The sequence below is a fragment of the Kitasatospora sp. NPDC090308 genome (assembly GCF_044769485.1).
GTDB classification, from domain to species: domain Bacteria; phylum Actinomycetota; class Actinomycetes; order Streptomycetales; family Streptomycetaceae; genus Kitasatospora; species Kitasatospora fiedleri.
This window is the reverse complement of the sequence record NZ_JBIVXY010000011.1, coordinates 120,228-142,780: the sequence shown is the minus strand read 5'-3', so window position 1 is coordinate 142,780 and position 22,553 is coordinate 120,228. Positions and strand designations below refer to the sequence as shown.

The 22,553-nt window shown below is 73.2% G+C and carries 18 protein-coding genes; 8 read left to right on the top strand and 10 right to left on the bottom strand.

The window, feature by feature from the left end:
• Positions 1 to 100: 100 nt before the first annotated feature.
• The 4 genes from ACIQVD_RS23995 to ACIQVD_RS23980 form a co-directional block, all read right to left on the bottom strand.
• Positions 101 to 1,459 carry a basic amino acid/polyamine antiporter gene (locus ACIQVD_RS23995; RefSeq protein WP_400692066.1) on the bottom strand — a complete coding sequence of 453 codons (1,359 nt, stop codon included), beginning with the start codon at positions 1,457 to 1,459 and terminating at the stop codon, positions 101 to 103.
• 246 nt (positions 1,460 to 1,705) lie between these two features.
• Positions 1,706 to 2,866 carry a LeuA family protein gene (locus ACIQVD_RS23990; RefSeq protein WP_402291645.1) on the bottom strand — a complete coding sequence of 387 codons (1,161 nt, stop codon included), beginning with the start codon at positions 2,864 to 2,866 and terminating at the stop codon, positions 1,706 to 1,708.
• An 82-nt stretch (positions 2,867 to 2,948) separates the two neighbouring features.
• Entirely contained in the window at positions 2,949 to 4,130 is a 1,182-nt protein-coding gene (locus tag ACIQVD_RS23985) for a pyridoxal phosphate-dependent aminotransferase (protein WP_402291644.1), read from the bottom strand.
• On the bottom strand, positions 4,127 to 4,774 hold the full coding sequence (locus ACIQVD_RS23980) for a cysteine hydrolase family protein (protein WP_402291643.1): 648 nt from the start codon (positions 4,772 to 4,774) through the stop codon (positions 4,127 to 4,129). The genes ACIQVD_RS23985 and ACIQVD_RS23980 overlap by 4 nt, the downstream gene beginning before the upstream one ends.
• Before the next feature lie 374 nt (positions 4,775 to 5,148).
• On the opposite strand from ACIQVD_RS23980, the gene ACIQVD_RS23975 reads away from it, so the two are divergent.
• The 4 genes from ACIQVD_RS23975 to ACIQVD_RS23960 all read left to right on the top strand — a co-directional run bounded on the left by ACIQVD_RS23975 (position 5,149) and on the right by ACIQVD_RS23960 (position 10,310).
• Positions 5,149 to 7,176: an FAD/NAD(P)-binding protein gene (locus tag ACIQVD_RS23975; RefSeq protein ID WP_402291642.1), complete on the top strand. Its 2,028-nt coding sequence runs from the start codon at positions 5,149 to 5,151 to the stop codon at positions 7,174 to 7,176.
• Between the two features lie 35 nt (positions 7,177 to 7,211).
• Positions 7,212 to 8,612: a 3-isopropylmalate dehydratase large subunit gene (gene leuC, locus ACIQVD_RS23970; RefSeq protein WP_400692069.1), complete on the top strand. Its 1,401-nt coding sequence runs from the start codon at positions 7,212 to 7,214 to the stop codon at positions 8,610 to 8,612.
• A 9-nt stretch (positions 8,613 to 8,621) separates the two neighbouring features.
• Positions 8,622 to 9,209, top strand: a complete 588-nt coding sequence (gene leuD / locus ACIQVD_RS23965) for a 3-isopropylmalate dehydratase small subunit (RefSeq protein WP_400692017.1) — start codon at positions 8,622 to 8,624, stop codon at positions 9,207 to 9,209.
• A gap of 153 nt (positions 9,210 to 9,362) precedes the next feature.
• Positions 9,363 to 10,310, top strand: coding sequence for a LysR family transcriptional regulator (locus ACIQVD_RS23960; RefSeq protein WP_400692019.1), 948 nt, complete (start codon positions 9,363 to 9,365; stop codon positions 10,308 to 10,310).
• Positions 10,311 to 10,368: 58 nt separating this feature from the next.
• Here ACIQVD_RS23960 and ACIQVD_RS23955 read toward each other — a convergent pair whose 3' ends face one another.
• From ACIQVD_RS23955 to pdhA, 3 genes are read right to left on the bottom strand one after another with little or no spacing between them, the layout of a single operon-like run.
• Positions 10,369 to 11,766 carry a dihydrolipoamide acetyltransferase family protein gene (locus tag ACIQVD_RS23955; protein ID WP_402291641.1) on the bottom strand — a complete coding sequence of 466 codons (1,398 nt, stop codon included), beginning with the start codon at positions 11,764 to 11,766 and terminating at the stop codon, positions 10,369 to 10,371.
• 12 nt (positions 11,767 to 11,778) lie between these two features.
• Positions 11,779 to 12,744 carry an alpha-ketoacid dehydrogenase subunit beta gene (locus tag ACIQVD_RS23950; RefSeq protein ID WP_100838559.1) on the bottom strand — a complete coding sequence of 322 codons (966 nt, stop codon included), beginning with the start codon at positions 12,742 to 12,744 and terminating at the stop codon, positions 11,779 to 11,781.
• 16 nt (positions 12,745 to 12,760) lie between these two features.
• Positions 12,761 to 13,894 (bottom strand): pyruvate dehydrogenase (acetyl-transferring) E1 component subunit alpha, encoded by a 1,134-nt coding sequence (gene pdhA / locus ACIQVD_RS23945; protein WP_400692025.1) that lies wholly within the window; start codon positions 13,892 to 13,894, stop codon positions 12,761 to 12,763.
• A 483-nt stretch (positions 13,895 to 14,377) separates the two neighbouring features.
• Between pdhA and ACIQVD_RS23940 the strand changes: the two genes are divergently transcribed.
• From ACIQVD_RS23940 to ACIQVD_RS23930, 3 genes are all read left to right on the top strand, one after another.
• On the top strand, positions 14,378 to 15,391 hold the full coding sequence (locus ACIQVD_RS23940; RefSeq protein WP_400692027.1) for a taurine catabolism dioxygenase TauD: 1,014 nt from the start codon (positions 14,378 to 14,380) through the stop codon (positions 15,389 to 15,391).
• Positions 15,392 to 15,543: 152 nt separating this feature from the next.
• The gene (locus ACIQVD_RS23935; RefSeq protein WP_400692030.1) at positions 15,544 to 15,963 is read left to right on the top strand and encodes a cupin domain-containing protein; all 420 of its coding nucleotides are present in this window, start codon (positions 15,544 to 15,546) and stop codon (positions 15,961 to 15,963) included.
• 88 nt (positions 15,964 to 16,051) lie between these two features.
• Positions 16,052 to 17,335 (top strand): MFS transporter, encoded by a 1,284-nt coding sequence (locus tag ACIQVD_RS23930; RefSeq protein ID WP_400692033.1) that lies wholly within the window; start codon positions 16,052 to 16,054, stop codon positions 17,333 to 17,335.
• Between the two features lie 204 nt (positions 17,336 to 17,539).
• Here the strand turns inward: ACIQVD_RS23930 and ACIQVD_RS23925 are convergent, their stop codons facing one another.
• The 3 genes from ACIQVD_RS23925 to ACIQVD_RS23915 all read right to left on the bottom strand — a co-directional run bounded on the left by ACIQVD_RS23925 (position 17,540) and on the right by ACIQVD_RS23915 (position 21,290).
• Positions 17,540 to 18,343, bottom strand: a complete 804-nt coding sequence (locus ACIQVD_RS23925; protein WP_100836957.1) for a response regulator transcription factor — start codon at positions 18,341 to 18,343, stop codon at positions 17,540 to 17,542.
• A 285-nt stretch (positions 18,344 to 18,628) separates the two neighbouring features.
• The gene (locus ACIQVD_RS23920; RefSeq protein ID WP_402291640.1) at positions 18,629 to 19,048 is read right to left on the bottom strand and encodes a cupin domain-containing protein; all 420 of its coding nucleotides are present in this window, start codon (positions 19,046 to 19,048) and stop codon (positions 18,629 to 18,631) included.
• Between the two features lie 838 nt (positions 19,049 to 19,886).
• A complete protein-coding gene (locus ACIQVD_RS23915; protein ID WP_402291639.1) occupies positions 19,887 to 21,290 on the bottom strand; it encodes a tetratricopeptide repeat protein in 1,404 nt (467 codons plus the stop codon).
• A 137-nt stretch (positions 21,291 to 21,427) separates the two neighbouring features.
• Between ACIQVD_RS23915 and ACIQVD_RS23910 the strand changes: the two genes are divergently transcribed.
• Positions 21,428 to 22,483: an NAD-dependent epimerase/dehydratase family protein gene (locus ACIQVD_RS23910; RefSeq protein WP_402291638.1), complete on the top strand. Its 1,056-nt coding sequence runs from the start codon at positions 21,428 to 21,430 to the stop codon at positions 22,481 to 22,483.
• Positions 22,484 to 22,553: the final 70 nt, after the last annotated feature.

Genomic DNA, 22,553 nt, shown 5'->3' with positions numbered 1-22,553 from the left:
CGTGGCCCGGCCGTTCCGGGCTCTCACCCCTATAGATGCGCGACCGGGTCCGGGTGTTTCACGGTTCGTCCGAACACTTCCGCGCACCGCCCCGGCGGGGTCACAGGCTGATCCACCCCGCCGCCAGCGCCAGCACGCCCAGCACCGCCCCGGCCACCGACACCGCCAGCACCACCGCCTCGCGCGGCGAGAACAGCCGGCGGCCCTGCTCGCGGCGGGCCATCACGAACAGCACGGTGGCGGGCGCGTAGACGACGGACGACACCAGCAGGTACGTCCAGCCCGCCGCGTAGACCAGGAACGCGGTGTACGCGGTGGCCAGCCCGGCCACCAGCAGCGCGGCCGGGCCCGCGCGGTCCCGCCGGGCCACCCGCACCCCGTACCCGGCGGCCAGCAGGTACGGGACCAGGCCGAGCGTGCTGGTCAGGTCGAGCGCGAAGTCGAAGGCGTCGTCGGAGAAGGCGGTGACCACCAGCATCAGCTGCGACAGCACGCTGGTCAGCAGCAGCGCGGGCACCGGCACGTCCCGGCCGCCGGTCCGGGCCAGGAAGCGCGGCATGTCCCCGTCCCCGGCCGCGACGAACAGCACCTCGGCGGCCATCAGCGTCCACGCCAGGTACGCGCCCAGCACCGAGACCACCAGGCCGACGCTGACCAGCACCTGGCCCCAGGTGCCGACCGCCGCCGCCAGCACGCCCGCCATCGAGGGCTGCCGCAGCGCGGCGATCCGGTCCGCCGGCAGCAGGCCGTAGGAGACCACGGTGACCGAGGCGAACACCGCGAAGACGCTCAGGAAGCCCAGCACGGTGGCCCGGCCGACGTCCGAACGGCGCGCCGCGTGCCGGGAGTAGACGCTGGCGCCCTCCACCCCGAGGAACACGAACACGGTGGCCAGCATCGTCCCGTGCACCTGGTCGTAGAGCGAGCCCGTGGCGGCGGCGCCCCGGAGGTTGGCGGCGAACACGTCCGCCCGGAAGCAGGCGAGCGCCAGCACCACGAACACCAGGATCGGCACCAGCTTGGCCGCGGTGACGATCCGGTTGACCGTCGCGGCCTCCCGCACGCCGCGCCGCACCAGCAGGAAGAACCCCCACAGCCCGGCCGAGGAGAGCAGCAGCGCGAGCCAGGTGTCGCCGTCCCCGAGTGCCGGGACGAGCGCCCCGACCGTCGACATGATCAGCACCCAGTACGTCACGTTGCCGACGCAGGCGCTGGCCCAGTAGCCGAACGCCGAGAAGAAGCCCAGGTACTCGCCGAAGCCCGCCTTCGCGTACGCGTACACGCCCGCGTCCAGCTCCGGCCGCCGCACCGCCAGCGCCTGGAACACCAGCGCCAGCATCAGCATGCCCGTCCCGGCGATCAGCCAGGAGACCAGCGCGCCCAGCACGCCGGTCTCCTGCGCGAACCGGCCCGGCAGCGAGAACACGCCCGCGCCGACCATCGAGCCGACCACCAGCATGGTCAGCGTCCGCCGGGTCAGCCTCGCCGGGCCCGCCGCCGGTCCCCGGACCGCCGCCGCCGTCTCCTGCGCCGTCTCCTCCGCCGCCACCCGCGCCGCTCCTCCCGCTCGCGGCCCGGCGGCCCCGGAGGCCGCCGCCGCGGGCGGAACGCTACCAACCGGATGTCCGTTTGGCGCCGTTGTGCACCTGTTGGTCACCCGTCCGCGCGGCGACGGCCACTGCGGCGGCGGCCACTGCGGCGGCGGCTACTGCGGCAGCAGCTCCTGGCGCAGGCGCTCCTTGATGACCTCCAGGTCCTCGCAGTCCCCGTCGGTCCGCTCGGCGATGTGCACCCGGTACAGCTCCTCCAGCCGCGCGTCGTCGGGCTCCAGGCCCAGCTGCTCCAGCAGGTGCCGGAGCACCGTCCGGCCGGAGTGCCGGCCGATCAGGACGGAGCGGGTGCGGCCGAAGCGGGCGGGCTCGACGTACTCGTAGGTGGCCGGGTTGCGCAGCACGCCCTGCTGGTGGATGCCCGCGGCGGTGCCGAAGGCGTAGGTGCCGAAGATCGCCTTGTTGCGCGGCTCCTCCAGCCGGATGACCCGGCGCAGGACGGTGTAGGCCCCGTACATGGCGGCCAGGTCGATGTCGGTGCGCAGGCCGGTCTCGTCCTCCTTGTAGGCGAGGATCGCCGCGATCTCCTCCAGCGGGGTGTTGCCCGCCCGCTCGCCGACGCCGCCCAGGGTCGCCTGGACCTCGTCGGCGCCGGCCAGCAGGCCGGCCAGCGCGTTGGCGGTGGACAGGCCGAAGTCGTCGTGGCAGTGGGTGGCGATGCAGGTCTCCGTCGGGACCCAGGACCGGAACCGGCGGATCAGCGCCGCGTACCCGTCGGGGGTCATCGCGCCGGAGGTGTCCGCGACCACGAAGCCGGTCGCCCCGGCCTCGACCGCCCGCTCGGTCATCGGGCGGAGCAGGTCGTCCTCGCCGCGGCTGGCGTCCTCGATGCCGACGGTGACCGACTCCACGCCGTAGGAGCGGGCCAGCCGCACCGACTCGACCACCTCCTCGATCGCCTGCTCCCGGGTGATCCGCCGCTTGTACTTCAGGTGCAGGTCGCTGCCGGTGGCGGCGACCTGCACCTGGTGGTTGGCGGTGCCGCCGGCCTCGACCGCGGCCAGGACGTCCCCGGCGACGGCCCGGCAGAAGGTGGTGAAGCGTGCCCTGGTCAGGTGCTTGGAGATCAGCCGGGTGGCCTCGAAGTCGCTGGGCGAGGAGGCCGGGAAGCCGGTCTCGATGCGGTCGACGCCGAGGGCCTCGATCCGCAGCGCGAGGTCGAGCTTGTCCTCGGGGCCCATCGCGTTGGCGGGCGCCTGCTCGCCGTCGCGCAGAGTGGTGTCGAAGAAGGAGATCCGCCGCACGTTCTCGTTCATGGTTGTCCCCGTTTCCCGCACTGCGTCGCGGCAGTGGGTGACGTCTCGGAATTGCGGAACCGGTTCGGGCCGGTCGGCGGTGTCACCGACGGCGTTGGTGCAGCGCGGTGGCCATCCGGTCGATCGCCTCGGTGATGACCTCGCGCGAGGTGGCGAAGGAGAGCCGGATGTGGCCCTCCCCGCCGGGGCCGAAGGCCGATCCGGGCATCACCGCGACGCCGGCCTCGGACAGCAGCCAGGTGGCGAACTCGGCCGAGCTCGCGAAGCCGGTGCCCCGGATGTCGGGGAAGGCGTAGAAGGCGCCCTCCGGCCGGGGACAGCTGACGCCGGGCAGCGAGTCGAGCCCGGCGACGATCAGTTCCATCCGGGCCGCGTACTCGTCCGTCATCTCCTGGACGGCGTCCTGCGGACCGGTCAGCGCGGCCAGGCCGCCGCGCTGCACGAACGAGCCGGCGCAGCCCACCGAGTGCTGCTGCACCTTGAGCATCTCGGAGATCACCGGCGCCGGTCCGGCCACGTAGCCCAGGCGCCAGCCGGTCATCGCGTACGCCTTGGAGAAGCCGTTGACCAGCAGGGTGCGCCCGGCGCCCGCGGGCAGGCTCGCCGGGCTGACGTGCTTGGTCCCGCCGTAGACGATCTTCTCGTAGATCTCGTCGGAGACCACGAACAGGTCGTGCTCGTCCGCGACGGCGGCGACCGCCTCGGCCTCGGCGGCGTCCAGCGCCCGGCCGGTCGGGTTGTTGGGGGTGTTGACCAGGATGACCTTGGTCCGGTCGGTGATCCGGCTCTCCAGCAGCTCGCGGGTGATCCGGAAGCCGTCGTCGCCGTCGAGCGGGACGTCCACCGGGACGGCGCCGATCAGGTGCGCCATCGAGTGGTAGCTGACCCAGCCCGGCGTCGGGACGAGCAGTTCGTCGCCCGGGTCCAGCAGCGTGGTCAGGGCGGTGAACAGCGCGTTCTTCGCCGACGGGGTGACGATCACCTCGGTGGCCGGGTCGACGCTGACGCCGTTGTCCTCGGCCAGCTTCCGGGAGATCGCGGTGAGCAGCTCGGGGATGCCCCGGCTGGCCGTGTAGTGGGTGAAGCCGCCGGCCAGGGCGCCGGCGCCCTCGGCGGTGATGTGCGCGGGGGTGTCGAAGTCGGGTTCGCCGCCGCCCAGGTCGAGCACCCTGACGCCCTGGGCGCGCAGCGACTGCACCAGTTCCAGGACGGCGAAGGTCGCGGACTTCTCGATCCGGCCGAAGCGGCGGGCCACGCTCCTCATCGGTCCGCCCCCGGCGCCCCGGCGGCCTGCGCCCCGTCGGCCGGTGCCCCGTCAGACGGCGCTTCGTCGGCCAGCGCCTCGTCGACGGTGGTGATCTCGGCGCAGCGGGCGATCACGGTGAGCGCGGCCCGGTGCATCTCGGGGCCGTCCGCGGCGGTGGCGTCCTCCAGGACCTTGACCCGGTAGTCGCGGTCGTGGCCGTCGCGGGCGGTGGCCAGGATGACCATGTCGGTGGAGACGCCGGTCAGCAGCAGGGTGTCCACCCCGAGGGTGCGCAGCAGGAGGTCCAGTCCGGTGCCGTGGAACGGGCTGATCCGGTGCTTGGCGATGACCGGCTCGCCCTCGGCCGGCTTCACCGCGTCGTGCACCTGGGTGGCCCAGTCGCCGAGCAGCAGGCGGCCGTCGGGCTTGGCGGCCCGGAAGATCGGCGAGCCGGGCGGCCACTCGGGGTAGCCGGCGGTGAAGCCGACCACGACGTAGATCACCGGGACGTCCGCCGCGCGGGCCCGCTCGATCGCCCGGGCCGCGTTCTCCAGCACCCGGCGGTCGGCCACCTGCTGCTGGTACCCCTCGGCGCCGTATTTCCCCCGCGGATGCACGATTTCATTTATCAGATCGAGTACAAGAAGCGCCGATCGGCCCACCGATTACCCCTCCAATGAAACCCCGGTCAATACCTCCGCCATTAGAACCAACCGTTCCAAGATCGTCAAGATTGTTATGTGAACCCCGTGTCAAACCCGCCCCGCCGACCGCCCGCACCGCCCGCACCGGACCGCCGACACCTCACCCCACCTGCACGTATGCCATGGCGGACGGCCGTGCTCGATCCATGAGCAAAATCGATGCGAAGCATGAATCCATTGACATTGCATTTCCCGGCCGGAGCCGGTTAGCGTTGATCGCGCACTGCGGTCGCCGATAAATCACCCGCGGACCAGCTGGTTCGCCGGACGGGCGCCCAACATATCTCGGGTCAATTTCTGGTGAATTTTTCACCACAGGCTGCAGGGGTGACATGAAGGACCGCGCCACCACCAACTCCACCGGAACGGCCCCGCACCGGATCGCGCTGATCGGGAGCGGCCCGCGGGGGCTCAGCATCGTCGAGCGGCTGGCCGCCCGGCTGGCCGGGGGACCCGCGCACCGGCCGGTGGAGATCCACCTGATCGACGCCGTCGAGGTGGGCACCGGCCGGATCTGGCGGACCGACCAGCCCGACTGGTTCCTGATGAACACCGTGGCCGACGAGGTCTCCTCCTTCTCCGGCCCGCCCGACGACGGACCGGCCCGCCCCGGCGCCGGGCCGTCGCTGGCCCAGTGGTGGGCCGAGCACCGCCCGGACCACCCGGGCCCCAACAGCTACGCGCCGCGCCGGCTCCACGGCGAGTACATGCAGTTCGTGCTGAGGACGGTCGAGGAGAACCTGCCGCCGCACGCCACCCTGCACCGGGTGCGCGGCGAGGTCACCGACCTGGAACGGCTGGCCGACGACTACCGGCTGACCTTCGCGGACGGCACCGAACTGCGCGCCGACCGGGTCGTCCTGACCACCGGCCACACCCGGCCCGAACTCTCCGGGCTCCAGAAGCGGCTCGCCGACTTCGCCGCCGAGCACCCGGCGCTGCGCTACATCCGCGGCGACTCCGCCGCCGACATGCCGCTCGACGAGATCCCCGCCGGGTCGCCGGTCGGCGTCCTCGGCCTGGGCCTGTCCTTCTACGACGTCATGGCGGCCCTCACCGAGGGGCGCGGCGGCACCTTCGTGGAGTCCGGCGCGCGGGGCCTGCGCTACGAGCCCAGCGGCGCGGAGCCGCTGATCGTGGCCGGCTCCCGCAGCGGCCTGCCGCTGCTCGCCCGCGGCCGCAACCAGAAGCACCACGACCACCGCTACACCACCCGGCTGTTCACCCTGGACCGGGTCCGGGCCGCCTGCGCCGGGGAGCGCGTCGACTTCGCCGCCCACGCGGTGCCGTGGCTGATCGCCGAGGTCCACCTGGTCCAGTACGCGACCGTGCTGCGCGAGCGCGGCGCCGGCGGCGAGGACGCCTTCGTGGCCGACGTGCTCCGGGCCGCCGAGACCGGGGTGCCCGACGTCGCGGCGATCGCCGCCCGGCACGGGATCACCGGACTGCCCCCGATCGACCTGGACGAGGTGGCCCGCCCGTTCCACCGGCGCAGCTACCCCGGCACCCGGGAGTTCGAGGCCGACCTGCTGGCCGCGGTGGGACGCGACCTGGACCACGCCGAGCAGGGCAACGTCGGCTCCCCGGTCAAGGCCGCCCTGGACGTGCTGCGCGACACCCGCAGCATCGTCCGGGCCCTGGTCGACTTCTCCGGGCTCACCCCGCGCTCGCACCGCACCGACTTCCTGGAGTGGTTCGTCCCCCGGGTCTCCTTCCTCGCCGCCGGCCCCCCGCTGCGGCGGCTGCGCCAGGTGGTCGCGCTGGTCGAGGCGGGCGTGCTGCGCGTCCCCGGGCCCGACACCCGCTTCGAGACCCGCCCGGACACCGGCCGCTTCGCCGTCCGCTCGCCCCAGGTGCCCGGCTCCGAGACCGCCGTCGACACGGTGATCGACGCCCGGGTCCCGGTGCCCGACCTGCGGTCCGACCCGGCCGAGCTGACCAGGCGGCTGGTCGAGCGCGGCACCCTCACCAGCTACCTGAACGGCCTGGACGACGAGGTCTTCGACACCGGCGGCGTGGCCGTCACCCGCAGCCCGTTCCACCCGGTCGGGCGCGACGGCCGCCCCGACCCGGGCCTGTACGTGCTCGGCATCCCGACCGAGCACACCCGATGGTTCATGCAGGGCGGCAGCAGCCGCCCCGGCTTCTGGACCGACTTCGTCCAGGACGCCGACGCCATCGCGGGCGACGCGCTGCGGCCCGCCACCGAACCGGCCGCAGCCGAACAGGCCCACGCCGAGCAGGCCCACGCCGAGCAGGCCGCCGAACCCTCCGCCGCCGAACCGGCCGCCGAACCGGCTCCCGCCGGGGACACTTCCGTACGGGAGTCCGCCGTCCCCGCCGGCGCCGGGAGCCGCTGACCACCATGACCGACGACCGGGAGCACACCAGCAGCATGGGCACGACCCTCGCGCAGAAGACCTGGCAGCAGCACGTCGTCCGGCGCCAGCCGGCCGGCGACGACCTCCTCTACATCGACCTCCAGCTGCTGCACGAGGTGAACACCCCGCAGGCCTTCGACCGGCTGCGGGCGGCCGGCCGCAAGGTCCGCCGGCCCGACCTCAACCTGGGCACCGAGGACCACAACACCCCGACGCTCGCCCTGGACCGCCTGATCACCGACCCGAACGGGCGCCGGCAGAGCGAGCTGATGCGCGCCAACTGCGCCGAGTTCGGCATCCCGCTGCACCGGCTGGGCGACCCGCAGCAGGGCATCGTGCACGTCATCGCGCCCGAACTCGGCCTGGTCCGGCCCGGGATGACGATCGTCTGCTGCGACTCGCACACCACCACGCTCGGCGCCTTCGGCGCGCTGGCCTTCGGCATCGGGGCCAGCCAGGTGGAGCACGTGCTGGCCACCCAGACCCTGCCGATGCGGCCGATGAAGGACATGTCGGTGACCGTCACCGGCACCCTGCCCGCCGGGGTCACCGCGAAGGACCTGGTGCTCGCGCTGATCGCCGAGATCGGCACCGCGGGCGGCCAGGGCCACATCATCGAGTACCGCGGCGAGGCGATCACCGCGCTCTCGATGGAGGCCCGGATGACGCTGTGCAACATGTCCGTCGAGGCCGGCTCCCGGGCCGGGCTGATCGCCCCCGACGAGACCACCCTGGCCTACCTGCGCCAGCGCCCCGGCCTGCCGCAGGGCGCGGAGTGGGACGCCGAGGTCGCGCACTGGATGTCGCTGCGCACCGACCCGGACGCGGTCTTCGACCGGGAGGTGGTGATCGACGCCACCACCCTGAGCCCGTACGTGTCCTGGGGCACCAACCCGGCCCAGAGCGTCCCGCTGGACGGCGCGGTGCCCGACCCGGCCGGCTTCGCCACCGCGGAGGAGCGCGCGGCGGCCGAACGGGCCCTGGCGTACATGGACCTGGCGCCCGGCACCGCGATGCGCGACGTCCCCGTCGACACCGTCTTCATCGGCTCCTGCACCAACAGCCGGATCGAGGACCTGCGGGCCGCCGCCCGGGTGCTGACCGGCCGCAAGGTCGCCGACGGCCTGCACCTGATGATCGTCCCCGGCTCGGCGCAGGTCCGCCGGCAGGCCGTCGAGGAGGGCCTGGACCGGGTGTTCGCCGAGGCGGGCGCCGACTTCCGGGCCGGGGCGGGCTGTTCGATGTGCGCCGCGCTCAACGAGGACCGGCTGCTGCCCGGCCAGCGCGCCGCCTCCACCAACAACCGCAACTTCGAGGGCCGGCAGGGCAAGGGCTCGCGCACCCACATCGTCTCGCCGCCGGTCGCCGCCGCCACCGCCGTGGCCGGCCGGCTCGCCTCCCCCGCCGACCTCTGAGGAACCGTCATGGAGAAGTTCACCGTCCACCGCGGCACCGCGGTGCCGCTGCGCCGCAGCGACGTCGACACCGACCAGATCATCCCGGTCCGGTTCTGCGCCAGCACGGACCGTGACGGCCACGCCGACGCCCTGTTCGCCGACTGGCGCGACGACCCCGGCTTCGTGCTCAACCGGCCCGAGCACCGGGGCGCCACCATCCTGCTCGCGGGCAACGACTTCGGCACCGGCTCGTCCCGCGAGTACGCGGTCTGGGCGCTCCAGGACTACGGCTTCCGGGTCGTGGTCGCCCCCCGCTACGGCGACATCTTCCGCGGGAACTCGCTGATGAACGGCCTGCTGACGATCGTCCTGCCGAGCCGGGTCGTCACCGGGCTGTGGGAGGCGGTCGAGGCCGACCCGGCGGTCCCGCTCGTCGTCGACCTGGAGGCGCTGGAACTGCGCTGCGGCGACCGGGTCCACCCGTTCGAACTGGACGCGGAGGCCCGGGACCGGCTGCTGGCCGGCCTGGACCCGATCGACGCGACGCTGCGTGACGAGAACGAGATCGAGGCGTACGAGAAGAACCGGCGGCCGGCCCTGCCGACCACCTGTTGAAGTGCGCGAAAGCGCCATAGCCGATCATTTCCCGTGCGAATCCACAAACCACTCACGACAACAGAACGACCGTTGTCGCCATTTTCGAACATGCTAGGGTCGAACGACCTGGCAGCACCGCCCTGCTGCTGACACGGGAACGGGGGCCCGGACGTGAAACTGTCCCAGTGCGCCGCCTTTGTGGCAGTCGTGGACACCGGGAGTTTCACCGGTGCCGCGAGAGCGCTGGGAATCAGCCAGTCCGCGGTCAGCCACGCGATTGCCGGCCTGGAGGCGGAACTCGGCGTCGGCCTCATGCACCGCGACCGCAAAGGCATCGAACTGACCGATTCCGGACACCGGGTGCTCACCCACGCCCGGGCCGTCATGCTCCATTCCGAGCAGATGCGCAACGTGGCCGGGAGCGCGGCCAGGGAGCCTTCCGGCCGAATACGGATAGGAACCAGCCAGAGTTTCGCCTGCCGCCTGCTCCCGGCCCTGATGACGGAATTCCGCGGCCGCTACCCGGAGCTCGAAATCGAGCTGAAGGAGGGGCCCGACCTCCGGATCTCCGAGTGGCTGCGCGGGTACGCCGTCGACGTGGGCATCGTGACCCTCCCCAAGCGGGACCTCAAGACCCACCCGCTGCTGGAGGACCAGCTGTACGCGGTGCTGCCGGCCCGGCACCGGCTCAGGTCCGCGGCGGGCGTGCGCATCCTGCAACTGGCCGACGAACCCCTGCTGATGCCGCACGGCGACACCGAGGGACTGGTCCGCTCGCTGTTCCGCGCGGTGGGCCTGGAGCCGAACGTCTCCTACCGGGTCCAGAACCTGAACACCCTGCTGGCGATGGTGGCCGAGGGCCACGGGGTGACGGTGCTGCCCTCGCTCGCCATGCTCCCGATGTCCCCGGCCCTGCGCGCGGTGCCGCTGGCCCCGGCCGTCCGGCGCAAGCTCGCGATCGGGATCAGCCCGCTGGTGCGCAACTTCCAGGCGGTGTCCGCCTTCGTCTCGACCGCCCGGGCACTGGCCGGCAACCGCGACTGGACGCTGCCCCCGGGCACCGTCGGCGTCGGCCCGCAGAACACCGCCCGCCCGATGGGCGTGGTGCGCGTCCCGTGAACCCGCCCGACGGGCCCCGCTCCGGCGTCCGGAACGGGGCCCGCGGGCGCGGGGCGGCTCAGCCCCAGGTGATCAGGCGCTTCGGGTGCTCCAGGACGGCGGCCACGTCCGCCAGCACCTTGGAACCCAACTCGCCGTCGACCAGCCGGTGGTCGAAGGAGAGCGCCAGCGTGACGACCTGCCGGGGCACCACCGCGCCCTTGTGCACCCGGGGCCGGAGCCGGATCGCCCCGACCGCCAGGACGGCCGACTCCCCGGGGCTCAGGATCGGGGTGCCGGTGTCGACGCCGAAGGCCCCGAGGTCGGTGACCGTGACGGTGCCGCCGAGCAGGTCCGCCGGATCGGTGCGGCCCTCTCGGGCCGCCTCGGCCAGCTCCTCCAGCGCCCCCGCCAGCTCGGGCAGCGTCCTGGCCTGGGCGTCCTTGACGTTCGGGACCACCTGGCCGTCCGGCGAGCCGAGCACGAGGCCCAGGTTGACCGCCCGCCGGTGGACGATCTCCTGGCGCTCCTCGTCCCAGGCGGCGTTGATCTCCGGGTGGCGGCGCACCGCGGTCAGCAGCGCCCGCACCACCAGCAGCAGCGGCGTCACCCGCAGCCCGGCCAGCTCCGGGTCCCGCCGCATCCGGTCGGCCAGCTTCACCGTCCGGGTCACGTCGACCGTGGCGAACTCGGTGACGTGCGGGGCCGTGAAGGCGCTGGCGACGGCCGCCCGCGCCGCGGCCAGGCGGGCACCCGTCACCGGCACCCGGCGGTCCCCGGGCGCCACCGGGACGGCCTGGGTCCGGGCCGCCGGGACGGCCTGGGCCGGAGCAGCCGGAGCGACCTGGGCCGGAGCCGCCTCGACGGCGGTGGTGACGGCCGCGGCGGCGGCGGTGACGGCGGCCGCCGCCCGCACGTCCTCCCGGCTGACCGTCCCGTGGACGCCGGTCGGGGGCACCGTCCGCAGGTCGATCCCGAGGTCCTTGGCGAGCTTGCGGACCGGGGGCTTGGCCCGGGGCCGCTCCGGACGCGCGGTGCCCGCCGGGGCCCCGTTCGCCGGCCGCCGCTCGGCCTGCGGGCGCTCGGCCTGCGGGCGCCGCCGGGCGGTCCCCGAGGGCGCGACCCCGTAGCCGACCAGGACCGGCTGCCGGGCCGAGGACGGAGCGTCGGCGGCCGGGGCGTCGGCGGCCGGGGCGTCGGCGGCCGGGGCGGCGTCCGCGGGCGCGGTGTCCACCAGGATGATCACCGCGCCGACGTCGACCGTGCTGCCCTCCGGGTGGCGCAGCTCGCTGACCACGCCGGTGAAGGGGATGGGCAGTTCGACCGCCGCCTTGGCGGTCTCCACCTCGCAGACCGGCTGGCCGTCGACCACGGCGTCACCGACCCGGACGTACCACTTGAGGATCTCCGCCTCGGCGAGGCCCTCGCCGACGTCGGGCATCGCGAACTCGCGGAAGCGCTGGGTGGTCTTCGTCATCGGGCCGCCCCCTCAGTAGGAGAGCGAGCGGTCGACGGCCAGCAGCACCCGGTCGATGTTGGGGAGGTACTCCTCCTCCACCCGGGCCGGCGGGTAGGGCGCGTGGTAGCCGCCGACCCGCAGGATGGGCGACTCCAGGGAGTAGAAGCAGCGCTCCTGGATGCGCGCGGCGACCTCCGCCCCGGGGCCGGTGAAGACCGGCGCCTCGTGCACCACGATCAGCCGGCCGGTCTTCTCCACCGAGGTCTGCACGGTGTCGAAGTCGATCGGCGAGAGCGAGCGCAGGTCCACCACCTCGAGGGAGCGGCCCTCCTCGGCGGCGACCTCGGCGGCCTCCAGCGCGAGCTTGACCATCGGGCCGTAGGCGACGACGGTCAGGTCGCCGCCCTCCCGGACCACGTGCGCCCGGTGCAGCGGCAGCGCGGGGGCCGAGAGGTCCACCTCGGACTTGTCCCAGTAGCGCCGCTTCGGCTCCAGGAAGATGACCGGGTCGTCGCTCTCGATCGCCTGGCGGAGCATCCAGTACCCGTCCGAGGCGTTGGACGGCGAGACCACCTTGAGGCCCGCGGTGTGCATGAAGTACGCCTCGGGGGACTCGCTGTGGTGCTCGATCGCGCCGATGCCGCCGCCGTAGGGCATCCGCACCACCACCGGCAGCTTCACCTTGCCCAGCGAGCGGGCGTGCATCTTGGCGAGCTGGGTGACGATCTGGTTGAACGCCGGGAAGACGAAGCCGTCGAACTGGATCTCGACCACCGGGCGGAACCCGCGCAGGGCGAGGCCGATCGAGGTGCCGACGATGCCGGACTCGGCGAGCGGCGAGTCGGTGACCCGGTCCTCGCCGAAGTCCTTCTGGAGGCCGTCGGTGATCCGGAAGACGCCGCCGAGCCGGCCGACGTCCTCGCCCTGGATGAGGACCTTGGGGTCGTCCTCCAGCGACGTGCGCAGCGCCTCGTTGAGGGCCTTGGCCAGTGACAGGGTGGTGGTGGTCACTTCAGTTCCCCTCCTCGAACGCGGCCTGGTACGCGGCGAATTCGGTCCGCTCCTCGTCGACGAGGGCGTGCGGTCCGGCGTAGACGTGCGCGAAGATCGCGTCGGCGTCCGGGTCGGGCATGCCGCGGACGCCCTCGCGGACCCGCGCGGCCAGCTCCTCGGCCTCCCGGTCGACCTGCGCGAAGTACTCCTCGTCGGCCTGGCCGCTGGTGGTGAGGTAGGTGCGCAGGCGGCGGATCGGGTCCTTGGCCTCCCACTCCTGCCGCAGCGAGCTCTCCCGGTAGCGGGTGGGGTCGTCGGAGGTGGCGTGCGGCCCCATCCGGAAGGTGAACGCCTCGATCAGCATCGGGCCCTGGCCGGAGCGGGCCCGCTCCAGCGCGGCCCTGGTGACCGCGAGGCAGGCCAGCACGTCGTTGCCGTCCACCCGGACGCCCTCGAAGTCCCAGCCCGCGGCGCGCCGGTAGATCGGCGTGCGGGTCTGCTTCTCGGTGGGGGTGGAGATCGCCCACTGGTTGTTCTGGCAGAAGAACACGATCGGGGCGTTGTAGACCGAGGCGAAGGTGAAGGCCTCGGCCACGTCGCCCTGGCTGGAGGCGCCGTCGCCGAAGTAGGAGAGCACCGCGGCATCCGCGCCCTCCTTCGCGATGCCCATCGCGTAGCCGGTGGCGTGCAGCAGCGGGGGGCCGATCACGATGGTGTAGAGGTGGAAGTTGTTCTCGTTCGGGTCCCAGCCGCCGTGGTTCACGCCGCGGAACATCCCGAGCAGGTTCAGCGGGTCGACGCCGCGGGTCCAGGCCACGCCGTGCTCGCGGTAGCAGGGGAAGACGTAGTCGTCCGGCCGGGTCGCCCGGCCCGAGCCGATCTGGGCGGCCTCCTGGCCGAGCATCGGGGCCCACAGGCCCAGTTCGCCCTGGCGCTGCAAGGTGACCGCTTCGGTGTCGAACCGCCGGGTCATCGTCATGTCCCGGTACAGTCCGCGCAGTTCCTCCGCCGACAGGTCCACCGAGTACCGGGGGTCCTCGACCCGTTCGCCCTCGGGGGTGAGGAGTTGAACCATCTCGGGGTCGCGGGCCCTGCTGTCGGCCGCCTTCCCCCGAGCGGGCCGGGACCTGCCCGTCTTGCCCTGTGCTACCACGTGTGCTCCTTCGTCTGTCCGACAACGGGATCGGCCGGTGTCGGGAGTTCCCTGCCGCCGGCAGGGAGGGGTATCCCCTGCGCCTGCGCGGCGCACGGGATGTGCGCGCCGGGACCGGGCCAGGGGTGACGATGTCCCTGGCGACCGGCGTTTTTCGGCCCGCCCTTCGGCGCACCGACAGTATCCGAATCCCCTTGAGCACCACAGTTTTCCGCTGGGTCCAGCCGCGGGTGCCCGGGACACCCGTCACCGTACCCCCCGGGTATCGCCCGGGGTAAGAGTCGAAATGCGCCTTTGCACCACCCCTTTCGGGGTGGAATGCGCGCCGACTCAACTTAAGTGGAGTTCCGACCACCGCGATGGCGGAGGCGAGTTCGGCGGACTCCGCCGTCCGGCCGATTCCCCGCGCGCGGGGCCGGGCGAGACTGGCAGCGCGCACGGTCCCACGCGCCCAAAAAGATTCGTCCAGAGGGAGAGACCGCAATGCAACCGCTGTACACGATGACCGACGCCGAACGCGAGGAGCTGTTCGCGGTCCTGGCCACCGTCGACAAGCAGCCGTACCGCGACTATCTCGCCTTCTCCGCCGCAGTGCACGACCTGATCGACCGCGGCGAGGTGCCGGCCTTCTTCACCGAGGTCTGCGAGCGCATCCGGCTCGACCGGGAATCCGGCACCGCGGTCGCCCACGTCCTGCGCAACTGCCCGCTCGACCGGGAGATACCCGAGCTCGACCTGGACGACCCGATCGCGGACAAGCACGCGAAGAAGACCACCTTCGTCTCCGAGGCGTTCCTGGCGCTGTTCGGCCACCTGGTGCGCACGCCGCTGCTCTCCTACGGCACCCGCTTCAACGGCGACTTCTTCGTCGACGTGATCGCCATCAACCGCTACAGCGGCCTGCAGACCGGCTTCAGCGACAGCGAGCTGGTCTTCCACAACGACCGCACCGCGCACCCGGTCCGCGCCGACTACATCTCCCTGCTCGGCATGCGCTGCCCCGACCGCGACTACATCTACACCGGCTTCGTCGAGGGCCGGAAGCTGCTGGCGAACCTCACCCAGGAGCAGCAGGACGTGCTGCGGCAGCCGTACTTCATCACCCCGTACGACGTGCTCTCCCGCGACAACAACGGCGCCCTGTCCGTCTCGGACGTGCACGCGGTCCTGGAGAACGAGCACAGCTTCCGCTACCTCGACACCACCACGACCGTCACCCCCGACGCCCCGCCGCAGGCCATCGTCGCCCTGCTGGCCCTGAAGAACGCGCTGGTCCGCGCGGACAAGACCCGGCACCGCATCCTCACCGGCGACCTGTTCACCTTCGCCAACCAGGACGGCCTGCACAGCCGGGACAAGATGGAGATCAACGACCCCGAGGCCGCCCGCCGCCGCTGGCTGCTCAAGTCCTACGCCTTCCGCGACCAGGCCGCCGCCGACCGGCACACCGACCGCTGGATCGACGGCGTGCCCGGCCGGGTCGGCGACGGCACCTGATCGCGCCCGCTCCCGTCCGAGCCCGCCCGGTCCCGTCCGATCGCACCCGGTCCCGTCCGATCCCGTCCGGTCCCGTCCGGTCCCGTCCGACCGCACCTGATGGGCAGTCAGTTCCCTCCCGCAGCCAACGACTTCACCAGGAGACCGCGCAGATGACCGACAACGCCCTCGCCGACAGCGCCGTGGCCGAGAACGGGCTGGCCGAGTGCCTGCCGGTGCTGTTCACCGAGCTGGCCGGCGGCAGGTTCGACTTCCAGGAGCTGGAGTTCGAGCCGCTGCTCACCGACGGCCGGGTGGGCGCCGAGATCCACCGCCTCTACACCACCGAGCAGACCGGCCCCACCGGCCCGGCCGCCGCGATCGTCCGCTACCTGCCGGGCGCCGCGGCCAAGCCGCACCGCCACCCGGGCTACGAGCTGATCTACATCTGCAGCGGCCAGCTGGAGACCGACGAGGGCGTCTACCCGGCGAACAGCCTGCTGGTGATGAAGCCGGACAGCGTCCACGCCCCGCGCAGCGCCAACGGCTGCATCGCCCTGGTGGTGTGGGAGCAGCCCGTCCAGCCGGTCTGACGGCACCACCACCGGCCGGCGGCCCGCCCCCGACGCAGCCTCGGCGGGCCGCCGGCCACCCCCGACATCCGAGTTCCGAGGAGTTCCTGTGACCGTCGTCCCTACGGCTACCGACCGAGGGGAATCCGGCGCCGCACCGCCGTCCCGCTTCGGCCCCAAGCACCGCTGGACCGTGCTCGGCCTCGGCGTCGCCGCCCAGGCCAGCTTCTCCGCCAGCTTCGCGGGCATCCCGGTCACCGGTACCACCATGCGGGCGGACTACCACCTGACCACCGGCCAGCTCGGCTTCGTCCTCGGCGCCACCCTGCTCGGCGTCGCGGTCTCCGAGATCTTCTGGGGCCTGCTGACCGACCGGTTCGGCGACCGGAAGATCCTGCTGACCGGTCTGCTCTCCACCGGCGCCGTGCTGGCCCTGATGGCGGTCTTCGTGGTGCCCGGCGGCGGCTCGGTCCCGGCCATCGGGCTGCTCGCGGCGGGCCTGCTGCTGGTCGGCCTGCTCGGCGGCAGCGTCAACGGCTCCTCCGGCCGCGCCGTGATGATCTGGTTCCGCGACGGCGAACGCGGCTTCGCGATGAGCATCCGGCAGACCGCGATCCCGGCCGGCGGCGCGATCGGCGCCGCGCTGCTGCCCTGGCTCGCCTCCTCCTACGGCTTCCGCCCGGTCTACGGCGTGCTCGCGCTGTTCTGCTTCGTCACCGCCGCCGCCACCTGGCGCTGGCTGCACTCCCCCGAGGACCTCCCGGCCGCCGGGGGCGCCGCCGCCCGGGCCGACGCCCCGCAGGACACCCGCTCGCCGCTGGTCCGCTGGGACTGCTGGCGGCTCGCCCTGGCCAGCGCGCTGCTGACGATGCCGCAGATCGCCGTGCTCTCCTTCGCGGGCGTCTTCCTGCACGACGCCAAGCACGCGGGTCTGTTCGCCGCCAGCGCGACCATCCTGACCGCGCAGATCGGCGGCGCGGCCATCCGGGTCTGGAGCGGCCGCTACACCGACCGGAACAAGAACCGCCGCAGCTACGTCCGGGCGGTCGGCGTGATCGCGGGCGTCCTGATGGCCGGTGCGGCCGTCCTCGCCCACGCCCCGACCTTCTGGACCGCCGCCGCCCTCGCCATCGGCGGCATGGTCGCCAACGCCTGGCACGGCGTCGCCTACACCGAGATCGCCGCCATGGCCGGGGCCGAACGCGCGGGCACCGCACTGGGCCTGGAGAACACCACCGCGTTCACCGGCGCCTTCGTCACCCCGATGCTCATCCCGCTGCTGCTCGGGGTGTCCTCCTGGACGGTGGTCTGGATCGCCGTCGCGGTCGCCTCGCTGCTCGCGGCGCCGCTGGCCCCCGGCAAGTCGGTCGGCCGCCCGCTCGCCACGGCCTGACGCCCCGCGGCGCGGCGCGGACCGCGCGGCACCGCCGGCCGAACGCCCGCCGTACGCGCCTCGGCCGCCCGTACCCGCCGTACCCGCCTCGCCCTCCCTACCCTCCTCACCCACCCGCCGTGCCCGACACGGCCCCGAAACCCCGGGACAGTCTCCCCGGCCTCGTCCCGGGCGGCCCCGTCCGGACCGTGCGCAGGACCGCCGTCAGGCACCCTGCGCCCGGTCCGGCGGGGCCTGCAACCGTGCCTGCCGGGCCGCCCGGCCGCGCTGCATCAGCAGCACCGCCTCCAGCCGGTTGCGCACTCCCAACTTCGCCAGCGCGTGCGAGACGTGGCTCTTCACGGTGGCCGCGGAGAGCTTCAGCACCCCGGCCGCCTCCGCCGTGGACCGGCCGTCGGCCAGCAGCTCCAGCACCTCGCGCTCGCGCTTGGTGAGGCAGCGCAGCAGCCGGTCCGGGTTCTCCGTCCCGGGCGGTCGCGGCTCCCCCGGCGCCGGGCCGGACGGCGACCCGACCGAGGACAGCCGCCGGGTCTCCAGCACCTGCGCGAGCACCTGCGGGGAGAGCACCACGTGCCCGGACGCCACCGCCCGGGTCGCACTGGCCAGCCGGGCGATCTCGGTGTCCTTGACCAGGCACCCGGTGGCCCCGGCGGCGAACGCCGCGTCCACCCGCCACCGGCTCCAGTCCGTGCCGATCAGCAGCACCTTGACCTGGCACCCGACCAACTGCCGCACCACCGACCAGGGTTCGTCCTGCGGGCCGACCACCAGCACCACCACGTCGGCCAGCGCCAGCCGGGACCACTCGTGGATCGGCCGGTGGCTGTCCACGCACCGCAGGTAGTCCAGTTGCGCGGCGTCCCGCAGCACCGTCCCGAGCACCCGGCGCGAGATCGGGTCGTGATCCGCCAGCAGTACGCTCGTTCTCGGCTCGAACTGCTCGACGTCGACCACCCAGTCGTCATCGGCCCGCGGGGCCGCCACCGGCGGCTCGGCCACCGTCGTCATGACGCGTGCCACCTGCCGTAGAGCTGAGTCGTTCTTGATCACGGTTCAGCGCCCCCCGGATCGCATCGCACTGAGATAACGTTTCGACCCGCCAGCCTAGCGCCCGCACACGAAGCCGTCGTGAAAAAGTTGTGTCCGGCCGATCCGCCCCCGCCACCGCCCCGGCCCGCCACCGCCGTGGACTGATGCCCCGTCAACCGCCTTCCCCCGCAGCGCGGTGCCGGCCGGAAGGAGCCGGACAACGGCTCAGAACGGACGACGACGGGACCGACGGCGCCCTCGCGGTCAGCAGCTGCGGGTGCGTTCGGCGCCGTACTGCTCGTCAGTGACGTGTTCGAGCCAGGTGATCTCGGGCCGGTCGTCGCCGGGGGCGGTGGCGTCCCACAGGGCGAGGTGCTGCATGAAACGGTCGGGAGCGGCACCGTGCCAGTGCTCCTCGCCGGGCGGGCAGGTGACGGTCTCACCGGGGTGGGCTTCGAAGACGGTGCCGTCACGCGTACCGATCAGAGCGACGCCGGCGACGACGTGGAGGGTCTGCCCGACGGCGTGGTGGTGCCAGGCGGTGCGAGCACCGGGAGCGAAGCGGACCATGCTGGCGCACAGACGGGACGGCTCCTGGCCGACCCGGATGGCGTCGAACCAGACATCACCGTTGAAACGCTCCCGGGGGCCCTTGCTCGTGGGCCCGGGGCTGACGAACTCCACGGGGTGATCCTTCCTCTCGTACGGACGGGGCGGATCGGAGCATACGGGCGGCCGGAGGAGCTGACGCGTTCCCCCTGCTGTTCCGGTCCGATCCCGGGATCAGATCTGGGCCACACGGACGTCCTGGGCGTCCAACGCCTTCGGGCGAGCCGTGAGGTCAGCCGGGTCACTGGTGAGAACGACAGCGCTGCCGTGTCGGACCGCAGTCAGCGCGACCGAGGCATCCACGGCCTCCGGCCCCTTCTTCGGAGGCGACTCCACCACAGCAAGCGCGCTACCGATACGCTGCCGCTCCGCCGGATCCGGGCCGGTCGCCCACACGATGCAGGCCGTCTGTCCAGCAGTGGCGGGGCGCATCGCCGGGCCCGCGCTCCGCACCCGTGGCACCGTGCAGTCCTTGAGGGCCGCGGCCGTGGCGTGCACAGTGGCGGGGACCGGGCCGCCCCACCTGGGCCGGCACCGGCCCGAGCACGACTGCGCGATGCGGTGTGTCCTTGAGGCCGGCGTGCAGCCGTACCGCCTTGGGCTTCCGGCCAGCGAGCGCGATGAGCATGCCGGTGTCGTAGACCGGCACCCGCACGGTCACGCGCCATTGCCCGGACGGGCCGCAGGAGCATCCGCGCCGTAGACCAGCTCCATGGGGCCTCCGCGACCTCCCGGTGCTCCTCCGTAAGGGCTTCATCGGCGACATCAGGCAGCGGGGACAGCTCGGCGGCCTCCGCCTCCGCTGCGGCGATCACCGCGTCGATCCGCCGTATGACGCGTATGACGACCCGCCGGGTGCCTTCCGCCCGACGATCGCCGACAGGGCCCGCCCCTCCGCCCCAGCCCCCGGGACTCACTCGTCGCCGAAAGCGACTGTCCGAACCACTCGGTTTGCGCGTTGGAGTCCGGCCGCACGACGGTTCAGCTCTGCTGCCCCGCGGATGCGGCGGCCGGTGTACAGGCGCAGCGCGGAGCGCATGGTGTCGAGTTCCTTGGTGGTGCGGTCGGAGGCGATGCCGTCCATGAGGTCCAGGGACTGTGCCCAGAGGGTGACGGCTTCCTCGTGGCGGTGCTGGGCGGCGACGGTCTTGGCGAGGTTGGCCAGGGTGAGGGCGCGGCCCCGCTGGTAGGTACCGGGTACCCGGTACCGGACGGCGGCGCGGTAGTGGCGTTCGGCGGCGGCGTGGTCCTTCATCGCGGTCAGGGTCTTGCCGGTGTGGGAGGCGACGGTGGCGGCGACGGGTCCGGAGGCGGCGGCGTAGGCGGGGGGCGGTTCGGTGGCGGCGAGCATCGCGTTCTCGGCGGCGAGGATCAGCTTCGCAGCGGCGGCACGGTTGCCGGAGGCACCGTTGGCGCGGGCGGCGGTGATGAGCAGCAGGGCCTCGGTGTTGGGGTCGACACGCCCGCGGGCGCGGTCGAGGGCGGCGTCGGCGAGCGCGGCGGTGCCGGCGGGGTGGCCGAGGTCGAGGGCCTGGTGGGTGAGGGCGCGCATCGCCCAGGCGGCGCGGCCCGCCGGGTCGGCCTCGCAGGCTAGCTGGTAGGCGAGGAGGTAGAACCGCTGGGCCGCGCCGTCGCTGCCGTGGTCGTGGAGTTTCCAGCCGATCAAGGTGGCGAGTTCGGCGGCGGCGCCGAACGCCTCGGTGCGGACGGCGCTGTCGGGGAAGGTGCCCTTGAGCATCGGGGTGACGACGTCGGTGAGGTAGGAGGTGATGGCGACCAGGCCGTGGCCGCCGCCGAGGCGTTCGTCGGCGGTGCGGAACATCTCGGTGAACTGCCGGACGACGGCGATCTCGCCGGGCCCGATCCGGCGGCTGTCGGCGGCGGCGCTGAGCGCGGCCGCGGCGGCCTGGTGGTCGTAGACCAGCGGCAGGCCGACCGCGGCGGCGGAGAAGGTGGTGGCGAGGAAGTCGCGGCGGCGCAGCATGATGAGCCTTCCGAGGTCGGCGGCGGCGGCGAGGGGATCGAGGGGCAGCACCCGGGCGGTGTCCTCGACAGGTCCGGAGCCTAGACCGATCTCGGCCAGCGTCACGGCGCGCCGGAGCCTGCGGCCGAGCGCTTCGGCGATGTAGAGCGGTGTTCGGCCCGCCGGCCTGGTCCCGTTGACGACCCAGTGGTGGACGGCCGCCTTCGAGGTGCGCAGTTCGACCCGGGACTCGGCGGCGACGGCCCGCACCGCTCTGGCCAGGGCTTCGTAGGTCCATCCGGCCTCCTCCAGGACGGCCGCCAGATGCCGGTTCGGTGCAGCGTTCGAGTTCACTTCGCTCCCTGGGACGACCGCGAGTCGATCATGAACGGGATTAACCAGGAGGGGGAGCGAACACGGTACCGCCGCCCGGGCCCCGGAGGCTTCACTTTCAGGCATCCATCCGACTCCGAACAGAGGTGCAGATCAACATGATTGACACTCAGTCAGCTGTGATCGGACAGCTCGCGGGCGCGGCGGTGCTGGTGACCGGGGGCGGTGGCCTGGTCGGCAGCCGCGTCGTCGCCCAGCTCGCCGCTGCCGGGGCCCGCCCGCTGGTCCTGGACCGGTTCGACGCCTACCCGCACCCGGTGCGCGAGCGCTTCGGCGTGGACCTGAACGCGGCCGAGGTCGTGCTCGGCGACGTGCGGGAGCGCGCCACGGTGCGCTCCCTCGTCGAGCGCTGCGACTACGTGATCCACGCCGCCGCGTACGCGGACGTCGCCGCCTGCACCCGCCACCCGCGCACCGCGTTCGCCAGCAACCTGGCCGGCACCCAGAGCGTCCTGGACGCCGTCGCCGGATCGGCGGTGAAGCGGCTGGTGTTCGTCTCCTCCGCGTCCGTCTACGGCCACGGCGGCACCACCGCCGACGGCCCGGCGGTCTTCACCGAGGCGCAGCCGCTCGACCCGATCTCCGTCTACGCCAACACCAAGGCGTGGGGCGAGCAGCAGACCCGGCTGATGCTGGACGGCTCCAGCGGGCCCGAGCACGCGATCGTCCGGTACTTCTCCGTCTACGGGGAGCCGCAGGTCCCCAAGCCCGGCTCGCACTCGTGGATGGTGCCGTGGATGGCCATGTCCGCGCACACCGGCCGCCCGATCCGGCTCAACGGCGGCGGCACGCAGGTGCGGGACATGGTGCACGTCGAGGACATCGCCCGCGCCACGATCCTCGCCCTGGTCGCCGAGCGGATGGCGGGCCGGACGGTCAACGTCGGCACCGGCGTGCCGACCATGGTGCGCCGCATCGGCGAGCTGATCGCCGCCCACTACCCCGGCGCCCGCTTCGAACACGCCCCGATGCCCGCCGGGGACCCGCTCGGCGGTTACGCCGACACCCGCCTGGCCGCCGAACTCCTCGGCTGGACGCCCGCCATCGGCCTCGCCGAGGGCATCGACCGGTACGTCACCTGGCTGCGCTCCACCCCCGGGGCGATCCCGGACTGGTTCACCGCCGGCGAGCCCCCGACCGCCCTGGCCGCCTGAACCCGCCCCGGCTGGGCTCGGCTGACCCGGCTGGGCTCGGTCGGGCCTGGCTGACCCGGCTGGGCTCGGC

Bases quoted from the DNA above. Each gene is read 5' to 3' on its own strand.
- ACIQVD_RS23995 (WP_400692066.1), bottom strand. From the start codon at position 1,459: ATGCTGGTGGTCGGCTCGATGGTCGGCGCGGGCGTGTTCTCGCTGCCG.
- ACIQVD_RS23990 (WP_402291645.1), bottom strand. From the start codon at position 2,866: ATGAACGAGAACGTGCGGCGGATCTCCTTCTTCGACACCACTCTGCGC.
- ACIQVD_RS23985 (WP_402291644.1), bottom strand. From the start codon at position 4,130: ATGAGGAGCGTGGCCCGCCGCTTCGGCCGGATCGAGAAGTCCGCGACC.
- ACIQVD_RS23975 (WP_402291642.1), top strand. From the start codon at position 5,149: ATGAAGGACCGCGCCACCACCAACTCCACCGGAACGGCCCCGCACCGG.
- leuC (WP_400692069.1), top strand. From the start codon at position 7,212: ATGGGCACGACCCTCGCGCAGAAGACCTGGCAGCAGCACGTCGTCCGG.
- leuD (WP_400692017.1), top strand. From the start codon at position 8,622: ATGGAGAAGTTCACCGTCCACCGCGGCACCGCGGTGCCGCTGCGCCGC.
- ACIQVD_RS23955 (WP_402291641.1), bottom strand. From the start codon at position 11,766: ATGACGAAGACCACCCAGCGCTTCCGCGAGTTCGCGATGCCCGACGTC.
- ACIQVD_RS23940 (WP_400692027.1), top strand. From the start codon at position 14,378: ATGCAACCGCTGTACACGATGACCGACGCCGAACGCGAGGAGCTGTTC.
- ACIQVD_RS23935 (WP_400692030.1), top strand. From the start codon at position 15,544: ATGACCGACAACGCCCTCGCCGACAGCGCCGTGGCCGAGAACGGGCTG.
- ACIQVD_RS23925 (WP_100836957.1), bottom strand. From the start codon at position 18,343: ATGACGACGGTGGCCGAGCCGCCGGTGGCGGCCCCGCGGGCCGATGAC.
- ACIQVD_RS23910 (WP_402291638.1), top strand. From the start codon at position 21,428: ATGATTGACACTCAGTCAGCTGTGATCGGACAGCTCGCGGGCGCGGCG.